General features: G+C 64.2%; 24 protein-coding genes. 10 read left to right on the forward strand and 14 right to left on the reverse strand.

Annotated features, from left to right (window positions below):
• Window positions 1-110: 110 nt before the first annotated feature.
• Window positions 111-677 carry a YdcF family protein gene (locus BKG76_RS03050; RefSeq protein WP_070935847.1) on the reverse strand — a complete coding sequence of 189 codons (567 nt, stop codon included), beginning with the start codon at window positions 675-677 and terminating at the stop codon, window positions 111-113.
• Window positions 678-834: 157 nt separating this feature from the next.
• Between BKG76_RS03050 and BKG76_RS03055 the strand changes: the two genes are divergently transcribed.
• Window positions 835-2175: a cytochrome P450 gene (locus BKG76_RS03055; protein WP_083337894.1), complete on the forward strand. Its 1341-nt coding sequence runs from the start codon at window positions 835-837 to the stop codon at window positions 2173-2175.
• Window positions 2176-2181: 6 nt separating this feature from the next.
• On the opposite strand, the gene BKG76_RS25080 is transcribed toward BKG76_RS03055, so the two are convergent.
• The 3 genes from BKG76_RS25080 to BKG76_RS03070 are packed head-to-tail and all read right to left on the reverse strand — an operon-like array spanning window position 2182 to window position 4702.
• Window positions 2182-2757, reverse strand: a complete 576-nt coding sequence (locus BKG76_RS25080) for an HD domain-containing protein (protein WP_070935849.1) — start codon at window positions 2755-2757, stop codon at window positions 2182-2184.
• Window positions 2754-4313: a cytochrome P450 gene (locus BKG76_RS03065; RefSeq protein ID WP_070935851.1), complete on the reverse strand. Its 1560-nt coding sequence runs from the start codon at window positions 4311-4313 to the stop codon at window positions 2754-2756. The genes BKG76_RS25080 and BKG76_RS03065 overlap by 4 nt, the downstream gene beginning before the upstream one ends.
• Before the next feature lie 2 nt (window positions 4314-4315).
• Window positions 4316-4702 carry a hypothetical protein gene (locus BKG76_RS03070; protein ID WP_070936827.1) on the reverse strand — a complete coding sequence of 129 codons (387 nt, stop codon included), beginning with the start codon at window positions 4700-4702 and terminating at the stop codon, window positions 4316-4318.
• Between the two features lie 156 nt (window positions 4703-4858).
• Here BKG76_RS03070 and BKG76_RS03075 point away from each other — a divergent pair, with 156 nt between their 5' ends.
• A complete protein-coding gene (locus BKG76_RS03075; RefSeq protein WP_070935853.1) occupies window positions 4859-5536 on the forward strand; it encodes a TetR family transcriptional regulator in 678 nt (225 codons plus the stop codon).
• Here BKG76_RS03075 and BKG76_RS03080 read toward each other — a convergent pair.
• Window positions 5478-5849, reverse strand: coding sequence for a VanZ family protein (locus BKG76_RS03080; protein WP_070935855.1), 372 nt, complete (start codon window positions 5847-5849; stop codon window positions 5478-5480). The two genes, BKG76_RS03075 and BKG76_RS03080, sit on opposite strands and share 59 nt — an antisense overlap.
• Window positions 5850-5860: 11 nt before the next feature.
• On the opposite strand from BKG76_RS03080, the gene BKG76_RS03085 reads away from it, so the two are divergent.
• On the forward strand, window positions 5861-7144 hold the full coding sequence (locus BKG76_RS03085) for an acyl-CoA dehydrogenase family protein (RefSeq protein WP_083337895.1): 1284 nt from the start codon (window positions 5861-5863) through the stop codon (window positions 7142-7144).
• A gap of 5 nt (window positions 7145-7149) precedes the next feature.
• On the opposite strand, the gene BKG76_RS03090 is transcribed toward BKG76_RS03085, so the two are convergent.
• Together BKG76_RS03090 and BKG76_RS03095 are read right to left on the reverse strand one after the other, a co-directional pair.
• Entirely contained in the window at window positions 7150-9774 is a 2625-nt protein-coding gene (locus tag BKG76_RS03090; protein ID WP_070935859.1) for an AAA family ATPase, read from the reverse strand.
• On the reverse strand, window positions 9771-10955 hold the full coding sequence (locus BKG76_RS03095; protein ID WP_070935861.1) for a metallophosphoesterase family protein: 1185 nt from the start codon (window positions 10953-10955) through the stop codon (window positions 9771-9773). Before BKG76_RS03095 ends, BKG76_RS03090 begins: the two co-directional genes overlap by 4 nt.
• Window positions 10956-11087: 132 nt before the next feature.
• On the opposite strand from BKG76_RS03095, the gene BKG76_RS03100 reads away from it, so the two are divergent.
• On the forward strand, window positions 11088-11600 hold the full coding sequence (locus tag BKG76_RS03100) for a SixA phosphatase family protein (protein WP_070935863.1): 513 nt from the start codon (window positions 11088-11090) through the stop codon (window positions 11598-11600).
• 11 nt (window positions 11601-11611) lie between these two features.
• On the opposite strand, the gene BKG76_RS03105 is transcribed toward BKG76_RS03100, so the two are convergent.
• From BKG76_RS03105 to BKG76_RS03115, 3 genes are read right to left on the reverse strand one after another with little or no spacing between them, the layout of a single operon-like run.
• A complete protein-coding gene (locus tag BKG76_RS03105) occupies window positions 11612-12130 on the reverse strand; it encodes a DUF3558 family protein (protein ID WP_070935865.1) in 519 nt (172 codons plus the stop codon).
• A 32-nt stretch (window positions 12131-12162) separates the two neighbouring features.
• On the reverse strand, window positions 12163-12720 hold the full coding sequence (locus BKG76_RS03110; RefSeq protein WP_078278703.1) for a DUF3558 domain-containing protein: 558 nt from the start codon (window positions 12718-12720) through the stop codon (window positions 12163-12165).
• The gene (locus BKG76_RS03115) at window positions 12717-13247 is read right to left on the reverse strand and encodes a DUF3558 domain-containing protein (RefSeq protein WP_236737534.1); all 531 of its coding nucleotides are present in this window, start codon (window positions 13245-13247) and stop codon (window positions 12717-12719) included. The genes BKG76_RS03110 and BKG76_RS03115 overlap by 4 nt, the downstream gene beginning before the upstream one ends.
• 153 nt (window positions 13248-13400) lie before the next feature.
• On the opposite strand from BKG76_RS03115, the gene BKG76_RS03120 reads away from it, so the two are divergent.
• Window positions 13401-15122, forward strand: a complete 1722-nt coding sequence (locus BKG76_RS03120) for an ABC transporter ATP-binding protein (protein WP_207543739.1) — start codon at window positions 13401-13403, stop codon at window positions 15120-15122.
• Complete coding sequence (locus BKG76_RS03125) at window positions 15119-17014, forward strand: ABC transporter ATP-binding protein (RefSeq protein ID WP_070935873.1); 1896 nt, start codon at window positions 15119-15121, stop codon at window positions 17012-17014. Before BKG76_RS03120 ends, BKG76_RS03125 begins: the two co-directional genes overlap by 4 nt.
• On the opposite strand, the gene BKG76_RS03130 is transcribed toward BKG76_RS03125, so the two are convergent.
• The 4 genes from BKG76_RS03130 to BKG76_RS03145 all read right to left on the reverse strand — a co-directional run bounded on the left by BKG76_RS03130 (window position 17011) and on the right by BKG76_RS03145 (window position 20294).
• Complete coding sequence (locus tag BKG76_RS03130; RefSeq protein WP_070935875.1) at window positions 17011-17535, reverse strand: hypothetical protein; 525 nt, start codon at window positions 17533-17535, stop codon at window positions 17011-17013. The two genes, BKG76_RS03125 and BKG76_RS03130, sit on opposite strands and share 4 nt — an antisense overlap.
• 83 nt (window positions 17536-17618) lie before the next feature.
• Complete coding sequence (locus tag BKG76_RS03135) at window positions 17619-17825, reverse strand: hypothetical protein (RefSeq protein ID WP_070935877.1); 207 nt, start codon at window positions 17823-17825, stop codon at window positions 17619-17621.
• A gap of 29 nt (window positions 17826-17854) precedes the next feature.
• On the reverse strand, window positions 17855-18892 hold the full coding sequence (locus BKG76_RS03140; RefSeq protein WP_070935879.1) for a mechanosensitive ion channel family protein: 1038 nt from the start codon (window positions 18890-18892) through the stop codon (window positions 17855-17857).
• 76 nt (window positions 18893-18968) lie between these two features.
• Entirely contained in the window at window positions 18969-20294 is a 1326-nt protein-coding gene (locus BKG76_RS03145; RefSeq protein ID WP_070935881.1) for an HNH endonuclease signature motif containing protein, read from the reverse strand.
• A 94-nt stretch (window positions 20295-20388) separates the two neighbouring features.
• Here BKG76_RS03145 and BKG76_RS03150 point away from each other — a divergent pair, with 94 nt between their 5' ends.
• From BKG76_RS03150 to BKG76_RS03165, 4 genes are read left to right on the forward strand one after another with little or no spacing between them, the layout of a single operon-like run.
• Window positions 20389-20808 (forward strand): HIT family protein, encoded by a 420-nt coding sequence (locus tag BKG76_RS03150; protein ID WP_070935883.1) that lies wholly within the window; start codon window positions 20389-20391, stop codon window positions 20806-20808.
• Window positions 20809-20860: 52 nt separating this feature from the next.
• Window positions 20861-22132 (forward strand): MFS transporter, encoded by a 1272-nt coding sequence (locus BKG76_RS03155; RefSeq protein ID WP_070935885.1) that lies wholly within the window; start codon window positions 20861-20863, stop codon window positions 22130-22132.
• 10 nt (window positions 22133-22142) lie between these two features.
• Complete coding sequence (locus BKG76_RS03160) at window positions 22143-22976, forward strand: mycofactocin-coupled SDR family oxidoreductase (protein WP_070935887.1); 834 nt, start codon at window positions 22143-22145, stop codon at window positions 22974-22976.
• On the forward strand, window positions 22973-24340 hold the full coding sequence (locus tag BKG76_RS03165; RefSeq protein ID WP_070935889.1) for an FAD-binding oxidoreductase: 1368 nt from the start codon (window positions 22973-22975) through the stop codon (window positions 24338-24340). The genes BKG76_RS03160 and BKG76_RS03165 overlap by 4 nt, the downstream gene beginning before the upstream one ends.
• Window positions 24341-24357: the final 17 nt, after the last annotated feature.

Below are 24357 nucleotides of genomic sequence, written 5' to 3' on the forward strand. Positions count from 1 at the left end.
GCGGCGCACACCGGTGAGCGCCTTGGTCGGTTAACCGACAATTCTGCCGGGTTCATTCCCTTCAGGCGAACTGTGGTCGTCCCGTAGTTGTCAGCGGTTGTCGGCAGTTGTCAGCGGAACGGGCTGATGATGTCGCGCATCAACTGACCTATGTTGGTGGGCGCGTCCCCGTCGGGGAAGCTCGCGGTGGCCAGCACGTTGCCGCCCGCGTCGGTGAAGTTCCGGTCGGCACGCTGCTGGTGGGTCGAATTCGTCACCAGGATGATGCCCGACGCGCCTGCCTGTTTAGCCAGCGGCACCGAGAACTGCGCGTTCTGCACGGTGCTGTTCGCGCGCGGCTCCACGATGATCCGGTCGGACGGATAGCCAAGGCCGACAAGCATATTGCGCATCTGCTCGGCCTCGGACACACCGTTCTGCGGATTACCGCCGGTCACGATGATGAACGAGTTCGGGAACATGTTGGCGATCGCCCTGCCGGTCGCCACGCGCTGGTAGAGCTTGTCGCGCATCGAGCCGTCGGGCTTGAGGCCGTATCCGAGGATGACGATTGCCGGCTTCGAGAAGTCCTTGCCCACCGCCAGGGGTTCGGCGGTTGTGGTCGCGGGGGTACACAGCGCGAGGACAGCACTGACGACCACGGCGGTCGTCCAACGTGTGATCAACGCGTCCTCCAAGACCTCAGTGACTTCTGAGACGAACGAGATACATGGTGCCAGAGTTACCCCTGTCAAGTCGACCCGCCGGTGAAATCTCTCGCGATTCCTGCTGGTGTGACCGAGATGACAGATGTAGGCTGTGTTATCAGACACATGTCTACTAACCCACAACGCCGTGGAGGGTGACGTGACCGAAACCTCAACCATCGACCGAGCAGCCGACACGCCCGAACCCGGAGCTCCCCCGGTCGTGGCACTTCCCAAGCTGGCCCAGGGCATCGCCTTTGTGGCCTCGCGCCGCTGGACTACGCGCCAGCTGGCGAAGAGGTACGGGAAGGTCTACACCATCAACATTCCGAAGTTCGGGTACACGGTGGTCGTGGCGGACCCGGACCTCGCCCGGCAGGTGTTCACCACCAGCACCGAGGTGCTGGGCAATATCCAGCCCAATCTGAGCCAGCAGCTCGGGCCCGGGTCGGTCTTCGCACTGGAGCGCAACGAACACCGGCATCGTCGTAAGTTGCTCGCGCCAAAGTTCCACGGCAAGGCCATGGTTCAGTACGAGCAGATCATCGAGGAAGAGACGTTGCGCGAGTGCGCATCATGGCCCGAGGGTCAGCAGTTCGACACCATGGAGCCGATGATGCGGATCACGCTCAACGCGATCCTGCGCGCGGTTTTCGGCGCCGACGGGGCCGAGCTGGACGTGCTGCGCGAACTGATCCCGCCGTGGGTGGTATTGGCCTCCAGCATGACCCGGTTACCACAACCCAAACGCGACTATGGCCGGTTCAGCCCGTGGGGGATTCTCAAAGCCAAGCGCGCGCGCTACGACAAGGTGATCGAGGTTCTCATCGACAAGGCCCTTGCCGCACCGGATTTCGAGGACCGTACCGACATCCTCGCCCTGCTCCTGCGCTCCACCTATGACGACGGCACCACCATGTCGCGCAGCGATGTCTCCGATGAACTGCTCACCCTGTTGGCGGCCGGCCACGAAACCACGGCCACCACCCTGGCGTGGGCCTTCGAACGCATCACCCGCAACCCACAGGTGCTGTCGCGTCTGTCCGACGAAGCCCAGACCGAGAGCAACGAATACCGGCAAGCGACAATCCTTGAGGTACAACGCAGTCGGCCGGTCATCGACTTCGCGGGCCGGCATGTGCTGGCTCCGTATGTCGATATCGGGCCCTATCGCATCCCGCAGGGCCGCTCCCTCGTGGTGAGCATCAATCTGATGCACGATGATCCTGCCGCATACCCCCACCCGGAACGCTTCGATCCCGAACGGTTCATGGGTACCAAGCCGGGCAACTCCTGGGTTCCGTACGGCGGGGGCACCCGGCGCTGCGTAGGGGCGGCCTTCGCCAATATGGAGATGGACATCGTGCTGCGGACCGTGTTGCGGCACTTCACCATTGAAACGACATCGGCCTCCAACGAAAAGTGGCACTCACGCGGAGTCGCGTCCTGCCCGAAGGACAACGGACTGATCACGGTACGACGGCGCTGACGCTCCTCAGCCGAGTCTGCGCAGCTCCGCTTCAACGTTGTGCCGTGCGGCCGCTTCCCACCGCGCCCGGCCCGCCTCGGTGTGAAAGAGCTCGGCCTTCTGGAGCAGTGCGCGCAGCACCCGTGCGCGCTCGCGGCGGAAGACCTGGTCCGGTATCGACGCGTACTCCTCCCGGACCGCATCCACATACCGTGAATAACGTTCGGCAGCGGCACCGAGTACGGACAGATCGGCATCGCTAAGCACGGCACCGTTCGCATCGTGCGGTTCGACTCGATGCGTCTCGGTGAGAATCACCAGGCGCGCCACTTCATCACCGATGTGGGGAGGCAACAGCTTCCGAGCCAAATCCGCGGATTGCCGCTCATTGTCCGCTCGGCCAATGTCATACACCGCATCATGGAACCAGGCGGCCAGTTCGACGGCATCGCGATCGAAGACCGCGCCGTCCTGCGCCAGCATCTCCACCGCGTCGAGTACCTCACGCAGGTGGACGACATCGTGATGACGGCGATGCGGCTCGGACCATCGACGCAATAGGTCCGAACGCACGTCATCGGTGAGTACCGTCGTCGCGGTCACGGATGCCGCTTACGCAAGCGCATGAGAATCTCCCCTTCCGGGCCGCCGGTAAACGTCACTTCGCGGCGCGGCTTCTGCCCCGGCACCAGATCCAATTCATACTGCTGCGCCAGCGAGGCGATCCCGATGATGGCCTCCAGATTGGCAAATCCCGAAGCGATGCACATCCGCTTGCCCGCGCCAAATGGCATGTGCGCCTTGCGTTGTTCGGATTCGAGGTTCTCCTTGAGGAACCGTGACGGGTCGAAGGTCCTGGCGTTCTCCCACACCCGATCGTTGTGGTGAATGCTGTCGATGAGAACCGTCACCGTCGTCCCCGCCGGTATCGGATAGTCCCCGAGCACATCGGCGGCCTTCGCGGCGCGCGCTAGACCAAGGATCGGCGGGTATACGCGCATGGCCTCGTTCAGCACGGCGGCGGTCCATGGTAGATCGTCGATGTCGGCGGCCGTCGGGAGCCGTCCGCCCAGCACACGGTCGACCTCCTCGCCCAGTTTTTCCCGGGCGTCGGCGTTGCGGGACAACAAGTACCAGGTCCACGCGAGTGCTGCGGCGGTCGTCTCGAAGCCGGCACCCAGAAACGTCATCAACTCATCCCGGATTTCCAGATCCGTGTACTTGGCCCCTGTTTCCGGATCCTCGGCTGCCATCAGCAAGGCCAACAGATTGTCCTGCCTGGAAATTCGGCCGCTGCGGTGGTCGGCGATGAGTTGGTCGATGGTGCGCTCTACCCACCGCAGACCCTTCATGGTCCGCGGTGCAACCACCGACGCCCCGATACGCAGTGCCTTTATAGCCAATCTTGGTGTGTGCGAAGACAATTCGTCTGGCCCATGGGTGGCCAGCTTGTCCACCACCCAGCGCAGCGGCGGCGCCGCCCCCGCGATGTAGCCCACTCCGAAGAGCTTCAGCAAGCGCGCGAAATTGACGCGCATCCGCTCTGCCATATCGCCGGACAGATCGATACCGAACATCGTCTGCGCGACGATATCCATGGTCAGATAATTCATCTCGGCGGTGACATCGACGTGGTCGCCTTGCGCGTACAACTCATCCCAGCGGGCCAGCGTGCGCGCGGCCGCCTCGGCCATCTGGGGCGCGAAGAGATCAACTTGCCGCTTGGCGAAGATCGGCTGCACCAACCGACGGTTGCGATTCCACAGTCCCTCGTTGAGATCGGTCACCAGTCCGCGGCCGAAACCCACTGCCAGTAGGTCATATTCGGCACTCTTGATGTAGTTGTCCTGATTGGCGACCAGCACATGGCGGGCCAGTTCCGGATTGCGGACGATCACCGTCTTTCGCATGGGCGCCCGCGCAACGATGATGTCGTCCTGGCCCGGTAGATCGGCGAGGTACTCCGAGATGGTGTGCCGATATGTCGACCAGACCGCGCCAAGCGCCAGCCGCCACGATTTGAGGTATCCGACGCGGGTGTGATGCCACCGTAGGAAGGTGGGCCCGCCCGGGTACAGATCATGGTTGACCGGGCATCCGCCGGTCGCCGTAGCGACCGATGTCTGAACGGGTTCGGGCTGCAACGCTGGAGCCGACACGTTCAGACTCTTTCTTGCTCGGTGGCGTTCTCGTGCGCCTCAGACTCTGATCCGGAAGTCACCTCTTCGGTCACGACATCGACCTCGTCATCAACGGTGTCATGGTCGCCGGCCACCCTGTCGAGGTCGACGAGCTCGCCGGCTTCGTCGTCGTCGGCAGCATCCTCGGCCTCGTCGGTATCTTCCGCCGCATCCCATCGTTCGTGGTCGGCACGCGCCCTCTTACTGGCCTCGGCGATTTCGAACCCGTCAGCCACGACGCCGCTCACCTCGCGTGCAACTTCTCCCACCGTCCGGGTGATGATGCGGATGATCCGGCCGACACGCGTACCGACCGACTCCACGACTTCCTGGACGACGTTTACGTTGCGCTCAACAGGTCCCACCATGCTGCACTGTCCTTCCGGATTCAGTAACCAAATAGTGAACAATTGTGCACTGGACTCAGTCTGCGCAACGTAGATGAACCTGTCAATACCAGACATCAACGCGGTTTCGAACGAAACAAGGTCAAACAGTAGGAGTACGCCCGTACACTGATTGACATGCGACATAGTCGTGCCGAGAAGAAATTGCACACCCGCCGCGCATTGCTCGACGGGACCTTGGAACTACTCAAGGTACGCGGCTTCGCAACGGTGAGCCTGCGTGAAGTGGCCAGGTCCGCGGGTTTGGTTCCCACCGCGTTCTATCGACACTTCGAATCGATGGAAGACCTGGGCACAGTTCTTGCTGAGGAGAGTGTTCGTGCGCTTCGTGACACCTTTCGTCAAGCCCGGCGCGAGGCTGGCAGTGACAACCCCGCCAAGATTCTCGGTCTCATGGTCGACCGAGTGAGCGAGCACGCGAACAACTTCCGGTTTCTGGTACGTGAACGTCATGGCGGCTCGCCGCAGATCCGGCGTGCCATCAACAACGAGATGCGAATGCTCACCAACGACGTGGTGGTGGAGCTCGCACGCAATCCCGCGACGAATCACCACACCACCGAGGATCTTGAGATCGCGGCGGACCTCATCGCCGGCTCGATCCTCAACACCATCGGCATGCTGGTGGACACCGATCACCCCACCGACGCGGACGCGAACGGCGCCTTGAGTCGCGCGCTGCGTCAGCTCGAGCTGGTCACCAGCGGGCTGGCTCACTCCCGCACCGTGATGACCGTCATGACGGAGCCCGCCGAGATCCGCGGCGAATCTTCCGCCACAACAGCAGCCCCGTAAGCAGGCCGATCGCATCGGCCAGGAGGTCCAGCAGGCTCCCATCGCGGCGCGGAATCCACAGCGCTTGAATTACCTCCGAAGATGCCGCGAACACCAGAACCCAAGTCAGCGTGAGTTTCTCGTCGATCTTCGCGAAAAGCGAGCACACCGCCAACATCGCGAATATCAGCACATGCGCCACCTTGTCCGCGCCGGGAGGTCCCGACGGGACGGTGCCACCTGGGGTGAACAGGAGCAGGCAGGCAACCGCGAAGGCGCCCAGCAGGGTGAGCCAGCGAAGGTAGTGCGACCAGGACCGAACTATGCGAATCATCGTGACCCATATTGCCGCTTCGGTTCTGGGTGATTCAAAGCGATGCCGCAGCTGGGCATGCTGCGTACAACGAAGACATGACTTCCGCTCCGTCAGTCCTGGAAATCCGTGCACTGCCCGGCACCGAGACCTACCGGAATCTGCTAGCCCAAGTCGCCGAAGGTGCCCGGGATCGCGATCTGGACGACGAGAATCCCTTTGACCAGGTTCGGCTGCTCAAGGAGGCGGGAACCGGACGGCTGCGCATCCCCGTCGAGCTCGGTGGCGCGGGACTATCTGTGCGGCAACTCTTTTCCACCATCATCGATGTCGCGCAGGCTGACCCCATCGTCGCCCATATCTTCCGAACTCACTTCTGGTTCGTCGAGGAAAGACTGCGCACACTCGCTGATCCCACCTCGGCCGCCTGGCTGACCAAGGTGAACGAGGGCAATCTGTTCGCCAACGCGTTCAGCGAGAAGGGCTCCCTCGCGGTGGGCAGCCTGGTGTTCAACACCCGGCTGCTGCCCGTCGGCAACGGATACCGGTTGAACGGCGAGAAGTTCTACAGCACCGGAACATTGTTCGCGGACTATCTGACGGTCACCGCCACCACCGACCGCGACTCGGTGGCATCGGTCATCGTCCCAGGTGATCGCGACGGGGTACGGCTGGTGGATGACTGGGATGGCTTCGGCCAGCGGCGCACCGGAACCGGCACCACGATCTTCACCCAAGTCGACATCGCCGCCGACGAGATTCTTTCCGAAACGCCGTATGACGCCGCCCCTGTACCGACCACTCAGTACGCGTCGTTGCAGCTGTACATCCTGGCGATCATCGCCGGCGTGCTGCGCTCGGTGGTGGACGACGGTGCAGCACTGTTGCGTTCCCGTCAGCGCAACTTCAGCCACGCTCTCACCGAGCGCCCGGTGGACGATCCGCTGCTGCAACGCACCCTCGGCGAGCTGAGCGCGACCGCTTTTGCCGCGGAGGCCGCCGTTCTTGCCGCGGCCGATGCCATCGATGTCGCCACCGCATCCCTGCGCGACGGAGTACCCGATGCGCAGCTCGCCGAGGAGGCGCAGCTCGCCGTCGCCAAGGCCAAGGTGCATATCGATGCCGTCGCACTCGACGCCGCCACCAAGCTGCTGGATCTGGGCGGGGCCAGCGCGTCGAGTCGCAGCCGTAACCTGGACCGGCACTGGCGCAATATCCGCACCATCAGTCTGCACAATCCGGTGCACTACAAGGCCCGGGTGATCGGACAGAACCTGCTGCACGGCACGCCGCTTCCCGCGAACGCCTACTTCTGAGTCACTCAGGCCGACAAGCTGATTCGCTGCGCGCCGGTGACTGCGTGGTACCGGTCGGGGCTGCAGGTCAGCACGATCACCTGCGCCTCGGTGCCCACCGCACCGAACACCTCTCCCATGCGTTCCAACCTGTCGCTGTCGGTGAACCCCAACGCGTCGTCGATGATGACGGGCACCGCGTCCTGCGGCGCGACCAATGCGGCACTGGCCAGCCGTGCCACGATGCCGAGCTGCTCCTTGGCGCCACCCGATAACGACTCGTAGGGCACCGTCCTGCCCTCCAAGGTCCGGCTGCGGATACTCAGATCGCTATCGATGTCCACTTCGAAGGTGGGCCCGAAGACCATGCGGCCCAATCGTTCCAGCTCAGCACGGAACGGATCGACATAGCGCAACCGCATGCCGTCGCGGTGCCGCATCATCACCGATCGCAGCGTATCGACGGCCCGCGCCTTCGCGCCGATTCGGGTGAATTCCGTTGCCGCATACTCGCGCTCGGAAGCGGCGGCGTCCAGCTGATCCTGACGGCCCTGCCTGCCGAACACCTCCAGACGCACCGAAATATCGCGCAGCTGATCGCGCGTCGACTCGTGTCGCTGATCCAATGCCTGGGCCAGCGCAGAAACCTCGGCGAGTTCGGTGCGCACCCTGTCGGCCTCCAGCGCCGCCAACTGACTCACGAGATCGGTGACACGCCGGGCGGTCAAGTCCGCCGCCTGGACCGCCCGGTCATGGCGCTCGGTCAGCAGATCATCGGAGGCCGAGGACCGCACATGCGCAAGACGCTGCTCGGCGGCGACTAGTTCCTCGGCGCGCGCGGCCCGCTTTTCCCGCACCGCCATGGCCTCGGCGGCCTTCTCGGCAAGCCGTTCACCGGCGACCTGGACTGACCGGCGGTGGGCGACCTCTTCGGCCTGCAGGCGCTCCACCTCACCGACCAGCCGGGCGACCTCGGTGCGAGCCTGCGCCGGGTCGATCGCATCCCACAAACCGGTGGCCTCCGGTACCAACTCGCGCAACCGGCTCAGCTTGTCGCGCAGGACGTCAAGGTGTTCCGAACCCATCAGACCATCGAGCAGCGCGGTCAATCGGTCGCGCTCGGCATTCAGCTCGGTACGCCGTTCGAACTGCTTTTGCGCCTGCCCGACATCGGCGACACCGGCATCGGCCAGTGCGCCCGCCAACGTTTCCCGGGCGGCGTCGAGGTTCTCGCGCAGCTGAGCTGCGTTGGACCCCGGGATGATTCGGGCGACTGCCACGCCGGGAACGGTGAGCTCGATGGTGTCCGTGGCGGCACTGGCCCACTCCTGTCCCGCCTCGACCCGCAGCCGCTCGCCGTTGGCGATGATCTCCACATCGGCGAGCGCGCGTACCTCGACCTGCGCCGACGCGGTCTCCAGGGCCACCTCCGCCATACCGACCGCGCGCGCAGCGGTCTCGATCGCGCTCAGTGTCTGCGAGGTGATGACCAGCGCCGCGAGCTCCGCGCCGACCGAGGCCAACTGCCGGGTGGTGAGGTCGATACGCGACACTCTGGCCGCCAACCCGTCCACCTCGTCACGGGCCAGTGCGCGCTCCAACGTGCCGCGTGCCGTCTCCAGCTGAACGCGGGTGCCGTCGACCACCTCCGTCGCCTGAGCCGCCGCTGCCTGGGCGGCCTCACACACGTGCTGCGCCGTACCGTGCGCCTCGGCCGTGGCGGCGACCTGCTCGGCGAGACCGTCGATGGACGTCCGGCGGGCTTGGATATCGGCGACCAGCTGTGCCCGCTCTTCACGTTTCGCCTGCGCCGCCACCGTCGCTGCCTGCGCCGCCTCCGCCACCACGACGGCATTGTCGCGCTGCTGCATGAGAGTCGAAACAGCCTGGGACGCTTGCTCCAACGGAGCCAGCCGACGATTTATCTCGGCACGATCGGCGATGACGGACGCCAGTTCCTGGGTCAGCTCGTCGTGCTCGTGGACCTGCTGATCGACCTCTGCCATGGCCGCGCGGGCAATGGCAAGAGCGTCCTCGGCCGCGGTCAAACGCGCACCGGCCTTGGCCCATTCACCGGTAGGCCGGCCCGTCCCGGTGAAATACAGCGCGTACTCGGCATCGATTCGCTCGACCAGATCGGGCTCGCTGCCCGACAACGCAACCGATTGTCCGGCAGCCAAGTCCAGAGCACGGGTGAGCGCATCGCTTGCCGACAGGTCGAGCACACCTGCCCCCGCCGACTGCAGAACCCGTTGCGCCTTCCACAGATTCATGTCAATGGACTCATCCAACATGTCCAGGACCCGCTGATGTGCCTCATCGCCGGAGAGCTGTTCACGTCGCGGTTCAACGACCGTCAGATGCGTCTCGGCGCGCTTGTGGAAACGCTTGCGATACACAAAGCGATAAGGGCCACAGCTGATCTCGGCCTCAATCTCGGAACCGACGTCGGCGAAGGTGGGTTTGACCTGCTTGACGTCCTTCTTGGTGGAGCGGTCCTTGGATTCGATCAGCAGATCCAGCGCTTCGATCATCGACGTCTTGCCGATCTCGTTGGCGCCACTCACCACTACCACGCCACGATCGGGAAAGGTGATGTCGCGGTGCGCGATTCCGCGATAATTCGTGACCGAGAGCCGATGCAGCTTCACGCCGCCGCCCCTCTTTTCTTCGCACCGCCCTTCGCAGCGCTACCGAGCCCCCCACCAGACGTGAGGCGCAGTAACAACGACAACGCACCCTGAGCATCAGCGGAGGATGTTCCACCGTCGGCCGCCATCTCCTTCAATTCGGCGATCGCCGATTCGGCGAAACCGCCGACACCGAGATCGCTGAACTCGCCGTCGGCCGGCACCACCGCGATGTCGGTGTGCCGCTCCCAGGTCCGCACGCTCGCGAAAAGCCGGGTGTACTTATCCAGGCACTCTTCGAGTTCGGCATTGTCGGTCACGCTGAGCGTGCCGGTCAGTGCCAGGCGCACCACCGTGCGCTCCTTGTCGGGGAACAGTTCGAGGTTCAGCCCCAGATCGGCGATATCCCGCGCGTTGTCCACCGACCGTCGCAGCGTCACGAACCGCCATCTGCCCACGTGATGGGCATCCACCTGGACCGCACCCGATTTGTCCAGATCGACCACAAGCGCATGCCCCGGATCGGATTCGACGTCGTCGTAGTTGGTGACCTCGGGGGCACCCGAATACCAGACCCGCCCGCTGGAACCGACCTGAGTTCGGGAGTGCTTGTCCCCCAGCGCCACGTAGTGGACCGCGCCACGATCGATGGCGGCCTCGACCGCCTTCAACGCGATGAGCGCGGGTTTCGTCGGATCGGGATCGAGAATGTCGATGCCGCCATGGGCCACCACGACGCGCCGGGTGCCATCAGCGGGTAAGCCGTCCAACTGTTCGGCAACCAGATCGTGTGTCGGGGCCTTCGATCGCCACGGCACCGCCACCAACTCAACGCCGGGAGCCACCCGGTGAACACCGGCACGATCCAGCACATGGACGTTCGCGGGCTTCTCCGCCAGGAACAATTCACTGGTGTAGACCGAGGCGGCATCCAGCGGATCATGATTGCCGGGAAGCAAATAGATGTCCACACCGACGCCACGCATGACCTCCAGCGCCTGGCTGATGACCCGTGGCGCCAGCTGATTGGACTCAAAGACGTCCCCGCACACCACCATGAAGCCGCACCCTTGCGCCACAGCAACCTCGCCGAGGGAGGCAATAGCCTCACGACGCGCGGCTGAATACTGCGGCTGCGCCTCGCCGGCAAGGAAATGCCGAGTCATGCCGAGCTGCCAGTCAGCGGTGTGCAGGAACTTCACGAACGAAGTCTATTGCCGACGACCGACAAGCCCGGGGATGCCGCGCCTGACCTGTAGGCCCGGCCCGGAGGTCTATCCACAGCTCTGGCATTTGCCCGGCACTCGTCGCGTAGCCCGGCTACGGTACGAAACATGCCGGATGACGCCAAACGCGCCCTGATCCTGATGCGCCACGCGAAGTCGGCCTATCCACCCGGAGTCGACGACCACGAGCGTCCGCTGAACCTGCGTGGCACCCGACAGGCCACCCAGGCCGGAACTTGGCTGCAGGACAACTTCAATCGGATCGACGCGGTGCTGTGTTCCACCGCAACACGGACCCGCGCGACGCTCACTCAGACCGGGGTACACAGCCAACTCGTCAGGTTCAGCGACAAGCTCTACGACTCGACGCCGGGCATCACTCTCGGTGAGATCAACGCGGTCCCGGATTCAGCGATCACCGTGCTGGTCGTCGGGCATGAGCCCACCACATCGCAGCTGGCGCTCGCGCTCGCCAATGCCGGCACCAGTAGCGCGGAGGCCGCGAACCGCATCTCCACCAAGTTTCCGACGTCGGCGATCGCGGTGCTGACGACGCGCTCACCGTGGTCACGGCTCGAGCTGGGCGGGGCCTCGCTCACCACATTCCACGTGCCGCGCTGACGGACCGTCTCTCAGACCTTCTCCGCCACCTGCGAGGAGAGCTTCATCGCGCAGTGACACGCGGCCGATGAGGTGCCGTGGCCGGCGCCGAGCAGCGTGACCGCCAATTCGAAGAATTGGTCGTCGCCGTACTCCAGGGCCGTGACGCACATCCCGTACGTCGAACTGATGAATCCGTTCTTCCCCCCGGCAGAAAAGTCCCTGACCTCGTCGCGTGTTCGTTCCTCGCCTTCCCGCTCACGGCCAATCGGGCTGCCGCGATACCAGGACAGGGTGACGTTCGGGAGCGCGCCCCAATATCCGTTCGGGGACCAGGTGCATCCCGCCGGAGTCTTCGCGATCAGCTTGAGGTCGGCACGGTGCAGCACTGCCGCGACGTCGGGAGTGGTCAGGCTGCCGCACTCGGAATAACCGGGGCCGACCCTGACGTCATGCGAGGAGGACGCGTCGTGCCCGTCAAGTTCACCGTGGTGGCCAGAGCAGCCCGCACAGAACAGGATTCCCAGAGCCAGCACGGCACACAGGAACATCCCAGTGAGACGGCACGAGCGAACACGACGTGTCAGATGTTGACTGACAGCGTCATTTCCATCAATTTGATTGCCTGCGTGCATGAGTCTCCGCCTCGGCCCTGCGGGTTGACCCACCATCCAACAACACCTGCAGCGTCGCTGGCAACTCCACACGCACCCGGCTGGTCCGGCGGCCTCATGACGATCGACGGGATTCCCTGGATCGCTCGTTCCTGGACGTTGTACTTCAGGCTGTTCGCTGTGGCCTTCTCCGCGTCGAGGCTGCCGGTCTCGAACCAGAACCGGGTGATATCGACCAGACCACCACTCTTACTCATGGCCTGCCACCGGCACAGTGCTCCCACGAAGGTGCTCTGAATATCCCGCGGATCCGCGTCGACGGATTTGGCCAGCACATCCGTGGTGAGGACTTCGCATTCCTTGAGCAGGTTCGGGTACTTCTGCTCGGCGTTGGGGCCCTCCGCCGAGTCGCCCTTGCCCGGCATGACGGCCTCGCCGTCAACCGTGCCGCCGCAGCCGGCGGACCCGAATGCGACGAGCGCGATGCAGGCCGCCGCGAACAGTGACTTCGTCTTCCGATACATCATTTCTTGGCCGCCTTGATGGACGTCTCGGTCAGCTGCTTGGCCACGTCACAGGAGTCCGGGGCGCCTGTCCCCGGCTCAAAGTTGATGGACCATTCGATGAAGTCGTTTCCAAAATCCATGCCGATCTCGCAGAGAGTGGTCACGGTGCCCGGGTAGCCGTTGGTAGCGATGAATCCCTTGTACCCGGCGATCTCGATGTCCTCCACGCTCGGGCGCGTCCGCTCTTCGGTCGCACGCTCGCGACCGATGGGGCTGCCTCGATACCAGTTGAAGGAGAAGTGCGGTCCCACAATGCTCCCGCCGCGCAGCCAGACGCAGCCGACGGAGTTCTTCGCGGTGCCCACCAGGCCCACGACCTTGGTCGTCTGCATCATCGCTTGATCGCTGATGCCGCCGCACTCGGTAAACATCGGGCCGTCGACGCCCTTGGACTTGGTCTGCGCCGGTGCCGTCGCATTCGGAGCGGTGCCGTTGGGCTGATCGGACTTGTCACCACCCGAACAGCCGGTCAACACGAGCGCAACCATCACCAATGCGACAGCACACTTGCCCCACACGCCGCGCGAACCTAAGCCCAACCTCACATGTGCACTGTAGCGGCACAAACCGGAGTCAACCACTGAGCTGCGGGTTTGTCGCAGGGGCCGTGTGCGACAGTGGTGCCCATGCCTCAGGGTCAGTTGCGGGCCCTCCTGCCGCGTTATGTGCGCCCGTACCGCAGCCTGGTCGCGGTGGTCGTCACGCTGCAGACCATCAGCACGCTGGCCTCGTTGTATCTCCCCACGGTCAACGCGGCCATCATCGACGACGGAGTGGCGCACGGCGATACGCACATCATCATGCGGCTCGGCACGGTGATGCTCGGCGTCACGCTGGTGCAGATCGCCTGCTCGATCGGTGCGGTGTACTTCGGCTCCAGGACCGGCATGGGCTTCGGCCGCGATATGCGGTCGGCGCTTTTCCATCACATCACCGGGTTCTCGGCCGAGGAGTCCGCGCGGTTCGGCGCACCGACACTCTTGACGCGCACCACCAACGACGTTCAGCAGCTGCAGCTGCTGGTCCAGGTGACCTGCACCATGCTGGTGACGGCCCCGATCATGTGCATCGGCGGAATCGCCATGGCGATTCACCAGAACGCGGGACTGTCCTGGCTGCTCATGGTGAGCATGCCAGCACTCGCCGTGGCCAACTGGTACATCGTGCGATCGATGCTGCCGATCTTTCGCCGCATGCAAGGCCTGATCGACGGCATCAACCGGGTGATGCGAGAACAACTGTCCGGTATTCGAGTCATCCGCGCATTCGCCCGGGAAGCCGTGGAGCGTAACCGGTTTCGCGGGGCCGTGGCCGAAGTATCGGAAGCGGCACTGGCCGCGGGTCGCTGGCAGGCCCTCATGCTGCCCGCCACCTCGCTGGTCATCAACACCTCGAGTGTCGCGTTGATCTGGTTCGGCGGATTGCGGATCGACCAAGGACAGATGCAGGTGGGATCGCTGGTGGCTTTCCTGTCCTACTTCCTGCAGATCCTCATGTCGATGATGATGCTCACGATGCTGGCCGTCATGGTGCCGCGAGCCACTGCGTGCGCCGAACGGATCACCGAAGTGTTCGATACGACGGGATCCATCACCGCACCGCCGGACCCGGTTCCCGTCGGGGCCTTGAATCCGACCGTCGAGTTCACCGGCGCCGGGTTCCGCTATCCCGGCGCCGAACGCGCCGTATTGGAAGGGGTTTCGTTCACCGCACGGCCGGGGACGGTCACCGCCGTCGTCGGCGCCACCGGATGCGGCAAGAGCACGCTGCTGAGCTTGATTCCCCGTTTGCACGACGTCACCGCCGGGGCGGTGCATGTCGGCGGTAACGACGTTCGGCGCTATGACCCCGAAGACCTCTGGACGGTAATGGGTTTGGTTCCACAACGCGGATATCTGTTCTCCGGAACGGTGGAAAGCAATCTGCGTTACGGCAAGTCAGACGCCACCGAGGACGAGATGTGGGAGGCGCTCCGAGTGGCGCAGGCGGCGGATTTCGTTCGTGCGCATTCCGCCGGACTACAGATGCCGGTCTCGCAGGGCGGCATCAACTTCTCGGGCGGGCAGCGTCAGCGCATCGCGATCGCGCGCGCCGTGATTCGCCGTCCAGGTGTCTACCTGTTCGATGACGCGTTCTCCGCGCTGGATGTAGGCACCGATGCGCGCCTGCGCGAGGCAATGCGCGTGGTCGCCGCGCAGGCCACGGTGATCGTGGTGGCACAACGGATCTCGACGGTGGCGGACGCCGACCAGATCATAGTGCTGGAAGATGGCCGGGTCGCCGCGGCGGGCACCCACGCCGAATTGGTGCAGTGCTGCGGGACCTACCGGGAAATCTGTGATTCCCAGGCGGTGTTGGCATGACCCGCGCGATTGGTTTTCGGGGCGTACAAACGGGACCGGCAGAACGTTCCCGCGACTTCCGCGGCACCGCGATCCGCATGGTGAAGCGTCTTGCCCCGCAACGTCTTCTGACCGCCACGGTAATTACTCTGTCGATGACCGGTATCGCGATCGGGGTGATCGGCCCACGGATCTTGGGACATGCCACCGACCTGTTGTTCAACGGGGTGATCGGGCGAGAGCTGCCTGCGGGCCAAAGCAAGGAACAGGCCATCGAGGCCGCCCGCGCGCGGGGGGACGGCCAGTTCGCCCAGATGCTTTCCGGCATGAATGTCACACCCGGGGAAGGTGTCGACTTCCACGCGATCGGCACGACATTGGCGTTGGCCCTCAGCTTGTACCTGACCGCCGGACTATTGGCATGGGTACAGGCGCGACTGCTCAACGTCACCGTGCAGCGCACCGTGGTTGCACTGCGCACGGATGTTGAAGACAAACTACATCGACTTCCATTGTCGTACTTCGATTCCCGTCAGCGTGGGGAGATTCTCAGCCGGGTAACCAATGATGTCGACAACATCCAAACATCGCTGCAGATGAGCATCAATCAACTGTTGAGTTCGGCATTGACGTTGCTCGCCGTGCTTTTGATGATGCTCAGCATTTCACCGCTGCTGGCGCTGATCACACTGACGACGGTGCCCCTGTCGCTGTGGGTGACGCGCGCGATCGCCCGCCGATCGCAAGGGCTGTTTGTGGCGCAATGGGCCAACACCGGGAAGCTCAACGCGCATATCGAAGAGACGTATAGCGGTTTCACCATCGTCAAGACCTACGGGCATCGCGCGGAGGCAGAGGCGATCTTCGCCGACAGGAATGACAAGGTCTATAGCAGCGCATTTGGCGCGCAGTTCTTCTCGGGCCTGGTTTCACCGGCAACAGCATTCATCGGCAACCTGAGCTACGTGGCGGTGGCCGTGGTCGGCGGCCTCAAGGTCGCCTCGGGGGATCTGACGCTGGGCAGCATCCAGGCGTTCAGTCAGTATGTGCGGCAGTTCAACCAGCCACTGACGCAGGTCGCGGCGATGTATAACACCTTGCAGTCCGGACTCGCCAGCGCCGAAAGGGTTTTCGAGCTGCTGGACGCCGATGAGGAAGAGCCGGATCCATCGGCCCCGGCCACGGTTCCCGCCGGGACCCCGAGTGTCGAATTCGAGGACATCACCTTCGGCTACTCCCCCGATGCCCCGGTGATCGAGGGGCTCTCACTGCGCGTCGAACCGGGGCATACGGTCGCGATCGTCGGGCCCACCGGGGCCGGCAAGACAACCCTGGTGAACCTGCTGATGCGTTTCTACGACGTCGATTCCGGGCGGATACTGCTTGACGGCGTTGATATCTCGACGATGAGCCGAAACGATCTGCGATCGCGGATGGGCATGGTGCTGCAGGATACCTGGCTATTCGGCGGCACCATCGCCGAGAACATCGCCTATGGGCGTCCCGACGCGTCCGAAGACGAGATTCTTGAGGCGGCGCGTGCCGCATACGTGGACCGATTCGTGCGAACACTTCCCGACGGATACGACACCACGATCACCGACGACGGCGGGAACATCAGCGCCGGCGAGAAGCAGCTGATCACCATTGCGCGCGCCTTCCTGGCACGCCCGCAGCTGCTGATCCTTGATGAGGCGACAAGTTCTGTCGATACCCGCACCGAGCTGCGTATCCAGCGGGCCATGGCCGAGCTGCGCAGGGACCGGACGAGTTTCATTATCGCCCATCGTCTGTCCACCATTCGGGACGCGGATCGCATCGTGGTGATGGACGGTGGCAGCGTCGTCGAGAGCGGGACGCACTCGGAACTAGTGGCCCGTCGCGGCGCCTACTTCGCGATGACGCAGGCCTAGAGCTGCGGACCCTCTGTTCTCAGGTCCCGAACTTCGGTCATCGCGGCACGCAGTTTGTCCAGCCATTCTTCGGCGTGTTCGCCCACCAGACGGACCGCCCATGCCAGCGCGTCGGAGCGCGATCGGGCGACACCGGCCTCGACAAGGGTGTCGAGTACCTGACGTTCCGGTTGACGCAATCTGGTCATCACCGGAACGGCGATGTGCGTGAACAGGATTCGCTCAGATGCTTCGGCCGTGCCAACATCGACGCCCCAGGAAACCTTGCGTCCGTAGCGAGCCTGCGCCTCATCGGCGATGCGCATTCGGTGTGCGCGAGTCTCTTCCCGAAAACGAGACGCTCGGCCGGCCGCGCGGGCTTCACTCTCCTTGTCGCCCTCGTCGGCCGACAGCCGGCCAATCACCGTGATCTCTTCGCGGTCGACGACGACTTCGGGGTCGCCACCGAACCACCCGTCGGGCAGGCGCCCGGCGAACCAATCCGCAGCGTCGGAGGCGTCGGTTTGTTGATCTCGTTTCATGATTACAAAATTACATGCTTACAAATGACGGGGTGTTCGCCTGTAGCGAACAACGACAGGTCGCGTGGAGCCAGGAGGCTATCTCAACTGCGACGCATGACGATCGCGGCACCGCCAGCGATCGCGATGACCGCCGTAAGAACCAGCGCCCAGCCCAGACCGGCGATCCACCACACCGCTCCGAGGACCGCCAACACCGGGGCCGCCAAGAACAGCGCCATCCCCGGGTGCTGCCGTATCACAGCCAGCGCGGCATTTGCCCGCTGCTTGTCGATTTCCTTACCAGCCATGTCACCAGCGTACTGCGCGCCGGCGGGAGTTACCGGCCCGCTTTTTCGAGAGTCTCCACAGCTCCGCGCGCCAATCCATCCAGGTGGAGCGGGCGGATGCCGTTCTCGTCGAACGCGACGAGGATGCGGCGGCGCAACTCACGTTCGACGGCCCATTGCGCGTTGGCGCGGACGGCCACCGTCAACCGAAGACTGATGGCGTCTGCGGTGATGCCGTCCACCCCCAACATCTCGGGAGCCCCGATCACCTGATGACGCAACGTGTCCCCCTCGACGGCCTCCTGTGCGGTCTCGAGTGCCACCCTGCAGGCGAGGTCAACGTCGGCGCTGTAGGCAACGGGCACCTGCAGGAATGCCACGGCATAGTCCTGGCTGAAGTTGCCCACCCGGGCAATCCCGCCGTTGCGCACGTACCAGAGGGTGCCGTGCAGATCGCGCACCGTGGTGATGCGCAGGCCGACACTCTCGACCGTACCCACCGCGTCTCCGACGTCGACCACGTCGCCCACACCGTATTGGTCCTCGAACAGCATGAAGATTCCAGTGATGAAGTCTCGCACCAGGTTTTGTGCGCCAAACCCGAGGGCGACGCCGACGATCCCCGCGGATGCGATGAAGGGGGCCACATTCACTCCCAGGATCGCGAGCGATTGCAGGGTCACCCAGACAAGCACGAGGAAGGAGACAGCGGATTTGAGAACGGACCCGAGGGTCTGCGCACGCTGCGCCCGGCGTTTGCGTCGGCGCGCGTCGCGGACCGGATCCTGCGCGCGTCCGCGCAGCGTGCGCAGGGCCGAGGGGCGTCGCTCGGACTCCTCTGAACGCTCGTCCTGCACCAGGTCTCGATCACGGCGAAAGAAAGCCCACCACTGATGTCGGGAACGTTCCGCAGGTTCCGTGCGCTTCGCGCCTTGCACCAGGCGATCGATCGCCCGGTGCAACAGATATCGAACCGCGAGCGCCAAGACGACGTAGATGGCGATGTCGACCGGCCTATGGATCAGCCAATCCCGGCCGGACTCGGACAGTTGGATTGCTAGATCAGACACCGTCTCGAGGGTACCCATTTACGACGATCGCGCGAGCGGGCAAATACACGCTGCACTTCTGCGTCGCGCGAAAACTATTTGCCCCGTGGGGAACTCAGTGCGGAGAACAAGGCGCCTCCAACGGGAGCTGGATATCGGCGATTTCCTCACCGATATCGCGTTGTGGTGGGGGTATCCATTCGGTGGTGCCGTCTTTGCGTTTTCGGGTGGTCCAGCCGTGGCCTAGGAGGCGGTGGTGTGGTCGGCAGGCGAAGGTGAGGTTGTCGATGTCGGTGGGTCCGCCCTGGGCCCATTCGGTGAGGTGGTGGACCTCGCAGAGGTATCCGGGCACCGAACATCCGGGGTGGGTGCAGCCGCGATCCTGGGCGTGTAACACGATGCGTTGATCGGGTGACGCGATCCGTTTGGCACGTCCCAGATACAGGGGTCTGCCGTCGTCATCGACGATGCTCAGGTAGTGGTGAGCATGCGTGGCCGCGCGGATCAGGTCCCGCATCGGTAGGCGGGTGCTGGCGCCGGTGATCGCGATACCGGCCGCGTCTTCCAACTCTCGCAAGGTGGTGGTGACAACGACCGTCACGGGTAGGCCGTGGTGTGAACCCAATTCGCCGGAGGCCAATGTGGATCGCAAGCAAGCACGGAGTGCGTCGTGGTTGCGTTGCGCCGGGGTGCGGGTGTCGTGCTCGACAGCTTCCGGTGACGGCTCACCATCCACTTGCGGGCTCTGATCGGCCGGGTTACACATACCGGGGGCGGCCAGTTTCGTAAACACCGCATCCAGATAGGCCCGCGTCTCCGGATCCAACAAACCCGAAATCGGGGACATGCCATCAAAACCCTGCGGCCCGATGCTCACCGCGCGGCGCCGCGCCCGATCCACATCAGAAAACTCTCCGTCCGGGTTCAACAGCGCCATCATCCGTTCAGCACCGGTGCGCAACTGTTCGGGCCGAAACTGGCACGCCATCGCCGCCAGCTGCGCCTCGGCCGCTTGGCGGGTCGGGGCATCGACCACCACCGGCAGGCGGTCAAAGAACTGCCGAATGACTCGGAGGTGTTCCTCACCGATATCGCCGCGCCCCAACGCCTCGGCAGTGCGCGGTAGTTGAGGTTCAAGCACCTCACCAGTCAACGCCCGCCGCGGCGCCAACTGCTGCGCATCGGCGATCCGGCGCCGCGCCGCACCCCTGCTGATATGCAGCCGCCGCGACAACACATCCGGAAACGACGTGCCCCCAAGCTCTACCGGAGACGCCTGCCGCACCAACTGCGCAATCCCGGCGTGTGAGGCAGACAGCAGCCGCCGTTGCGCCACTTCCACCCGCGCCAACACCGCCAGCACCTCAGCGTTCGAGAGTCCATCCAAAGTGTCAGCGCACACGGCATCAACCGCCGCCTCCAACACCCCAATCGAACTCATGTTCGAACGATAACGACACCCACCGACAAGTGGACGCACCCCTGAAACCACTGTGACAGAAGTGAATTGACCGCCCACCCGCTACGGTGTGCTCATGTCTTGTGTCTTCTGCGCCATTGTCGCCGGTGAGTCACCGTCATTTCGTGTGTACGAGGACGAGTCGACACTCGCCTTTCTCGACATTCGCCCCATCACCCGCGGACACACTCTGGTCATCCCCAAGGCCCACGCACAGGACCTGACGGACCTGAAGCCCGATGACGCCGCCGCCATCATGACGGTGGGCCAGCGCATCGCCAACGCCATGCGGGGCTCGGAACTGCAAAGCGATGGAACCAACCTGGCGCTCAACGACGGCCGCGTCGCGTTTCAGACGGTCATGCATGCGCACCTGCACGTGGTACCCCGCCGGGGCGGCGACAAGCTCGCCTTCGCAAAGGGATTCATGGTTCGCCGCGATCCCAATCTGGAGGCGACCGCCCAGATCATCCGCGCAGCGGTGCAGGCGAACTAACCAAGAAATTCGCTCGACCAGCCCTACGAACCGCTGCTACGTTTTGGGCGACATGTCCATTCCGACGGCGGATTCGCCGACAATCAATCAGGTGAATCGCGGGCCGGTTCTTCTGCTGCTCTTCGCATCCGTCGTCGCGGCCATCGGCAATGGTGTCTCCATCGTCGCGCTGCCCTGGCTCGTGTTGCAACGCAATGGGTCTGCCGCAGACGCCGCCATCGTGGCAGCGGCCGGCACCCTGCCGCTGGTGTTTTCGACGCTTATTTCGGGAACAGCAGTCGACTTCTTCGGACGGCGCGTCATGTCGATCTTCTCCGACGTCCTCTCGCTCGTGTCTGTCTCCGCCATCCCGATCCTTGCGATGACCACCGGGCTCAACGTCCCGTTGCTGGCCGCATTGGCCGCGCTGGGCGCCATGTTCGATCCCGCGGGCATCACCGCGCGCGAGTCCATGCTGCCGGCCGCCGCCAAGGCTGCCGGGTGGTCCCTGGACAAGATGAACAGCATGTACGAGGCAACATTCAATGTCGCGTACATCGTGGGCCCCGGCCTGGGCGGCATGCTCATCGCGTCCATCGGAGGCGTCAACACCATGTGGGCGACTGCGGCAAGCTTCGTGGTGTCGATCATCGCCATCGTCTTCCTCAAGGTCGAGGGCGCAGGAAAGCCCGCACACGAAACCCGGCCGACGGGTGTGATCAGTGGTGTTCTCGAGGGCTTGAAGTTCTTCTGGAACGTCAAGATCCTGCGCACCATCGCGCTGATCGACATGGCGATCACCGCACTCTATCTACCCATCGAAAGTGTGTTGCTGCCCAAGCACTTCAGCGACGCGGGCGCACCGCAACAACTCGGCTGGATGCTCATGGCAATCTCCGTGGGTGGGCTACTCGGGGCGCTCGGAAACGCCACCATGGTGCGCCACTTCCAGCGCCGCACCATCATGCTGTGCGCCACATTCACGGCCGGCACAACCACATTGGGCATGTCGCTGCTCCCACCGATCGGTGTGCTGCTGGTGCTGGCCGCCTGCCTCGGCTTTATCTACGGACCGGTCGCACCGATCGCGAACTTCGTGATGCAGACCCGCTCCCCCGAGCATCTGCGCGGTCGCGTGGTCGGCGTGATGACGTCCACCGCGTACTGCGCGGGCCCCTTGGGCTTCATGCTTGCCGGCCCCATCGCCGACAAGTTTGGCGTCGCCACCACCCTGATGATCCTTGGCGCACCGATGCTTCTCATCGCCGTCGCGAGTACCCGGATGCCCGTTCTGCGCGAATTGGACCAGGGCGAACTGCAGTCCCACGAGGAGCCGACTCGGTAGGGTCGGCTCCGTGGCTGACTTCGAGGGAAAAACTGCACTGATCACCGGCGGCGCGCGCGGTATGGGCCGTTCACACGCCCTGGCGCTGGCCGAGGCGGGCGCCGATATCGCGATCTGCGATCGCTGCGAGAACAGCGATGTCGTGGGATATCCGCTGGCAACCGAGGACGATCTCGCCGAGACCGTCGCCTTGGTCGAAAAGACCGGACGCCGGTGCATTTCCGCCAAAATCGACGTGAAGGACCGCGCCGCGCTCGAATCGTTTGTGGCCGAGACCGAGGACACGCTGGGCGGCATCGACATCGCCATCACCAACGCCGGAATCAGCACCATCGCGCTGCTGCCCGACGTCGAGTCGGCACAGTGGGACGAGGTCATCGGCACCAACCTCACCGGCACCTTCAACACCATCGCGGCCGTCGCACCCGGCATGATCAAGCGGAACTACGGCCGCATCGTGACCGTGTCGTCGATGCTCGGACATAGCGCGAACTTCGCCCAGGCGTCCTACGTCTCGTCGAAGTGGGGCGTCATCGGTCTGACCAAATGCGCGGCCCACGACCTCGTCGGCTACGGGATCACCGTCAACGCCGTCGCGCCCGGCAATATCGAAACCCCCATGACCCAAAACGATTTCGTATTCGGAACCATGCGACCCGATCTGGAGAAGCCGACGCTGAAGGACGTCGAGTCCGTCTTCGCATCGCTGCACCTGCAATACGCGCCCTTCCTCAAGCCCGAGGAAGTCACCCGCGCCGTACTGTTCCTGGTCGACGAAGCGAGCTCACATATCACCGGCACCGTGCTACCGATCGATGCAGGCGCGACAGCGCGAATGATATGAGCCAGGCAGCTCTCGACGCACTCATCGACACCCTCGGCGACGGCGCGGTCATCACCGATCCGGATATCACCGCCTCATATCGACAGGACCGCGCCTTCGATCCGGACGCCGGCACGCCGCTGGCGGTGATACGCCCGCGCAGCACGGAAGAGGTCTCCGCGACTCTCACATGGGCCAGTGCGCATCGCATCCCCGTCGTGCCCCGCGGTGCAGGTACCGGATTATCGGGAGGCTCCACCGCCCAAGACGGCGCCATCGTGCTGTCCACCGAACGGATGCGCACCATCACCATCGACACGGCCACCCGGGTCGCCATCACCCAACCCGGAGCCCTCAACGCGGAGGTGAAGGCCGCCGCGGCAGCACACGGCCTCTGGTACCCACCCGACCCGTCATCCTTCGAGATCTGCAGCATCGGCGGCAATATCGCCACCAACGCCGGCGGACTGTGCTGCGTCAAGTACGGCGTGACCACCGATTACGTGCTCGGCATGCACGTAGTCCTGGCCGACGGCACCATCCTCAAGCTGGGCGGACCACGCCTGAAAGACGTTGCCGGACTCAGCCTTACGAAACTGTTCGTCGGCAGCGAGGGCACATTGGGCGTGATCACCGAAGTCACCCTGCGGCTACTCCCCTCGCAGCCCACCCCGTGCACGGTGGTGGCAACCTTCTCGTCGGTGCACGATGCGACCGACGCGGTGCTGGCGATCACTGCGCAGATCCGGCCCTCGATGCTGGAGTTCATGGACTCGGCGGCGATCAATGCCGTCGAAGACAAGCTGAAGATGGGGCTGGACCGCGAGGCCGGCGCCATGCTGGTGGCCCGCTCGGATGAACGCGGTAAGACCTCGGCGGACGATGCCGAGCTGATGGCCCGCGTCTTCACCGATCACCATGCCGCCGAGGTCTTTTCCACCGAGGACGAGGAAGAAGGCGAGGCATTCGTCGCGGCACGGCGGTTCGCGATCCCCGCGATGGAAGCAAAGGGTCCGCTACTGCTCGAAGACGTGGGCGTCCCGCTGCCCAAGCTCGCCGAGCTGGTGGAAGGCGTGGAAGCCATTGCCGCACAGCGCCGATTACTGATCTCGGTCATCGCACACGCCGGCGACGGCAACACGCATCCGCTCATCGTGCACGACCCCAACGACCCCGATGAAGCGCGGCGCGCTCAGGCTGCCTTCGGCGAAATCATGGACCTTGCGATCTCGCTGGGTGGCACCATCACCGGCGAGCACGGCGTCGGACGACTCAAGAAGCCGTGGCTCGGCGACCAGGTCGGCCCCGAGGTGCTTGAGGTCAACCGCCGGATCAAGCAGGCACTCGACCCCGACGGCATCCTGAACCCCGGCACGCTGATCTAGTCGGCCACTGCGTATTG

The organism is Mycobacteroides franklinii, from assembly GCF_001853795.1.
Lineage (GTDB): Bacteria > Actinomycetota > Actinomycetes > Mycobacteriales > Mycobacteriaceae > Mycobacterium > Mycobacterium franklinii.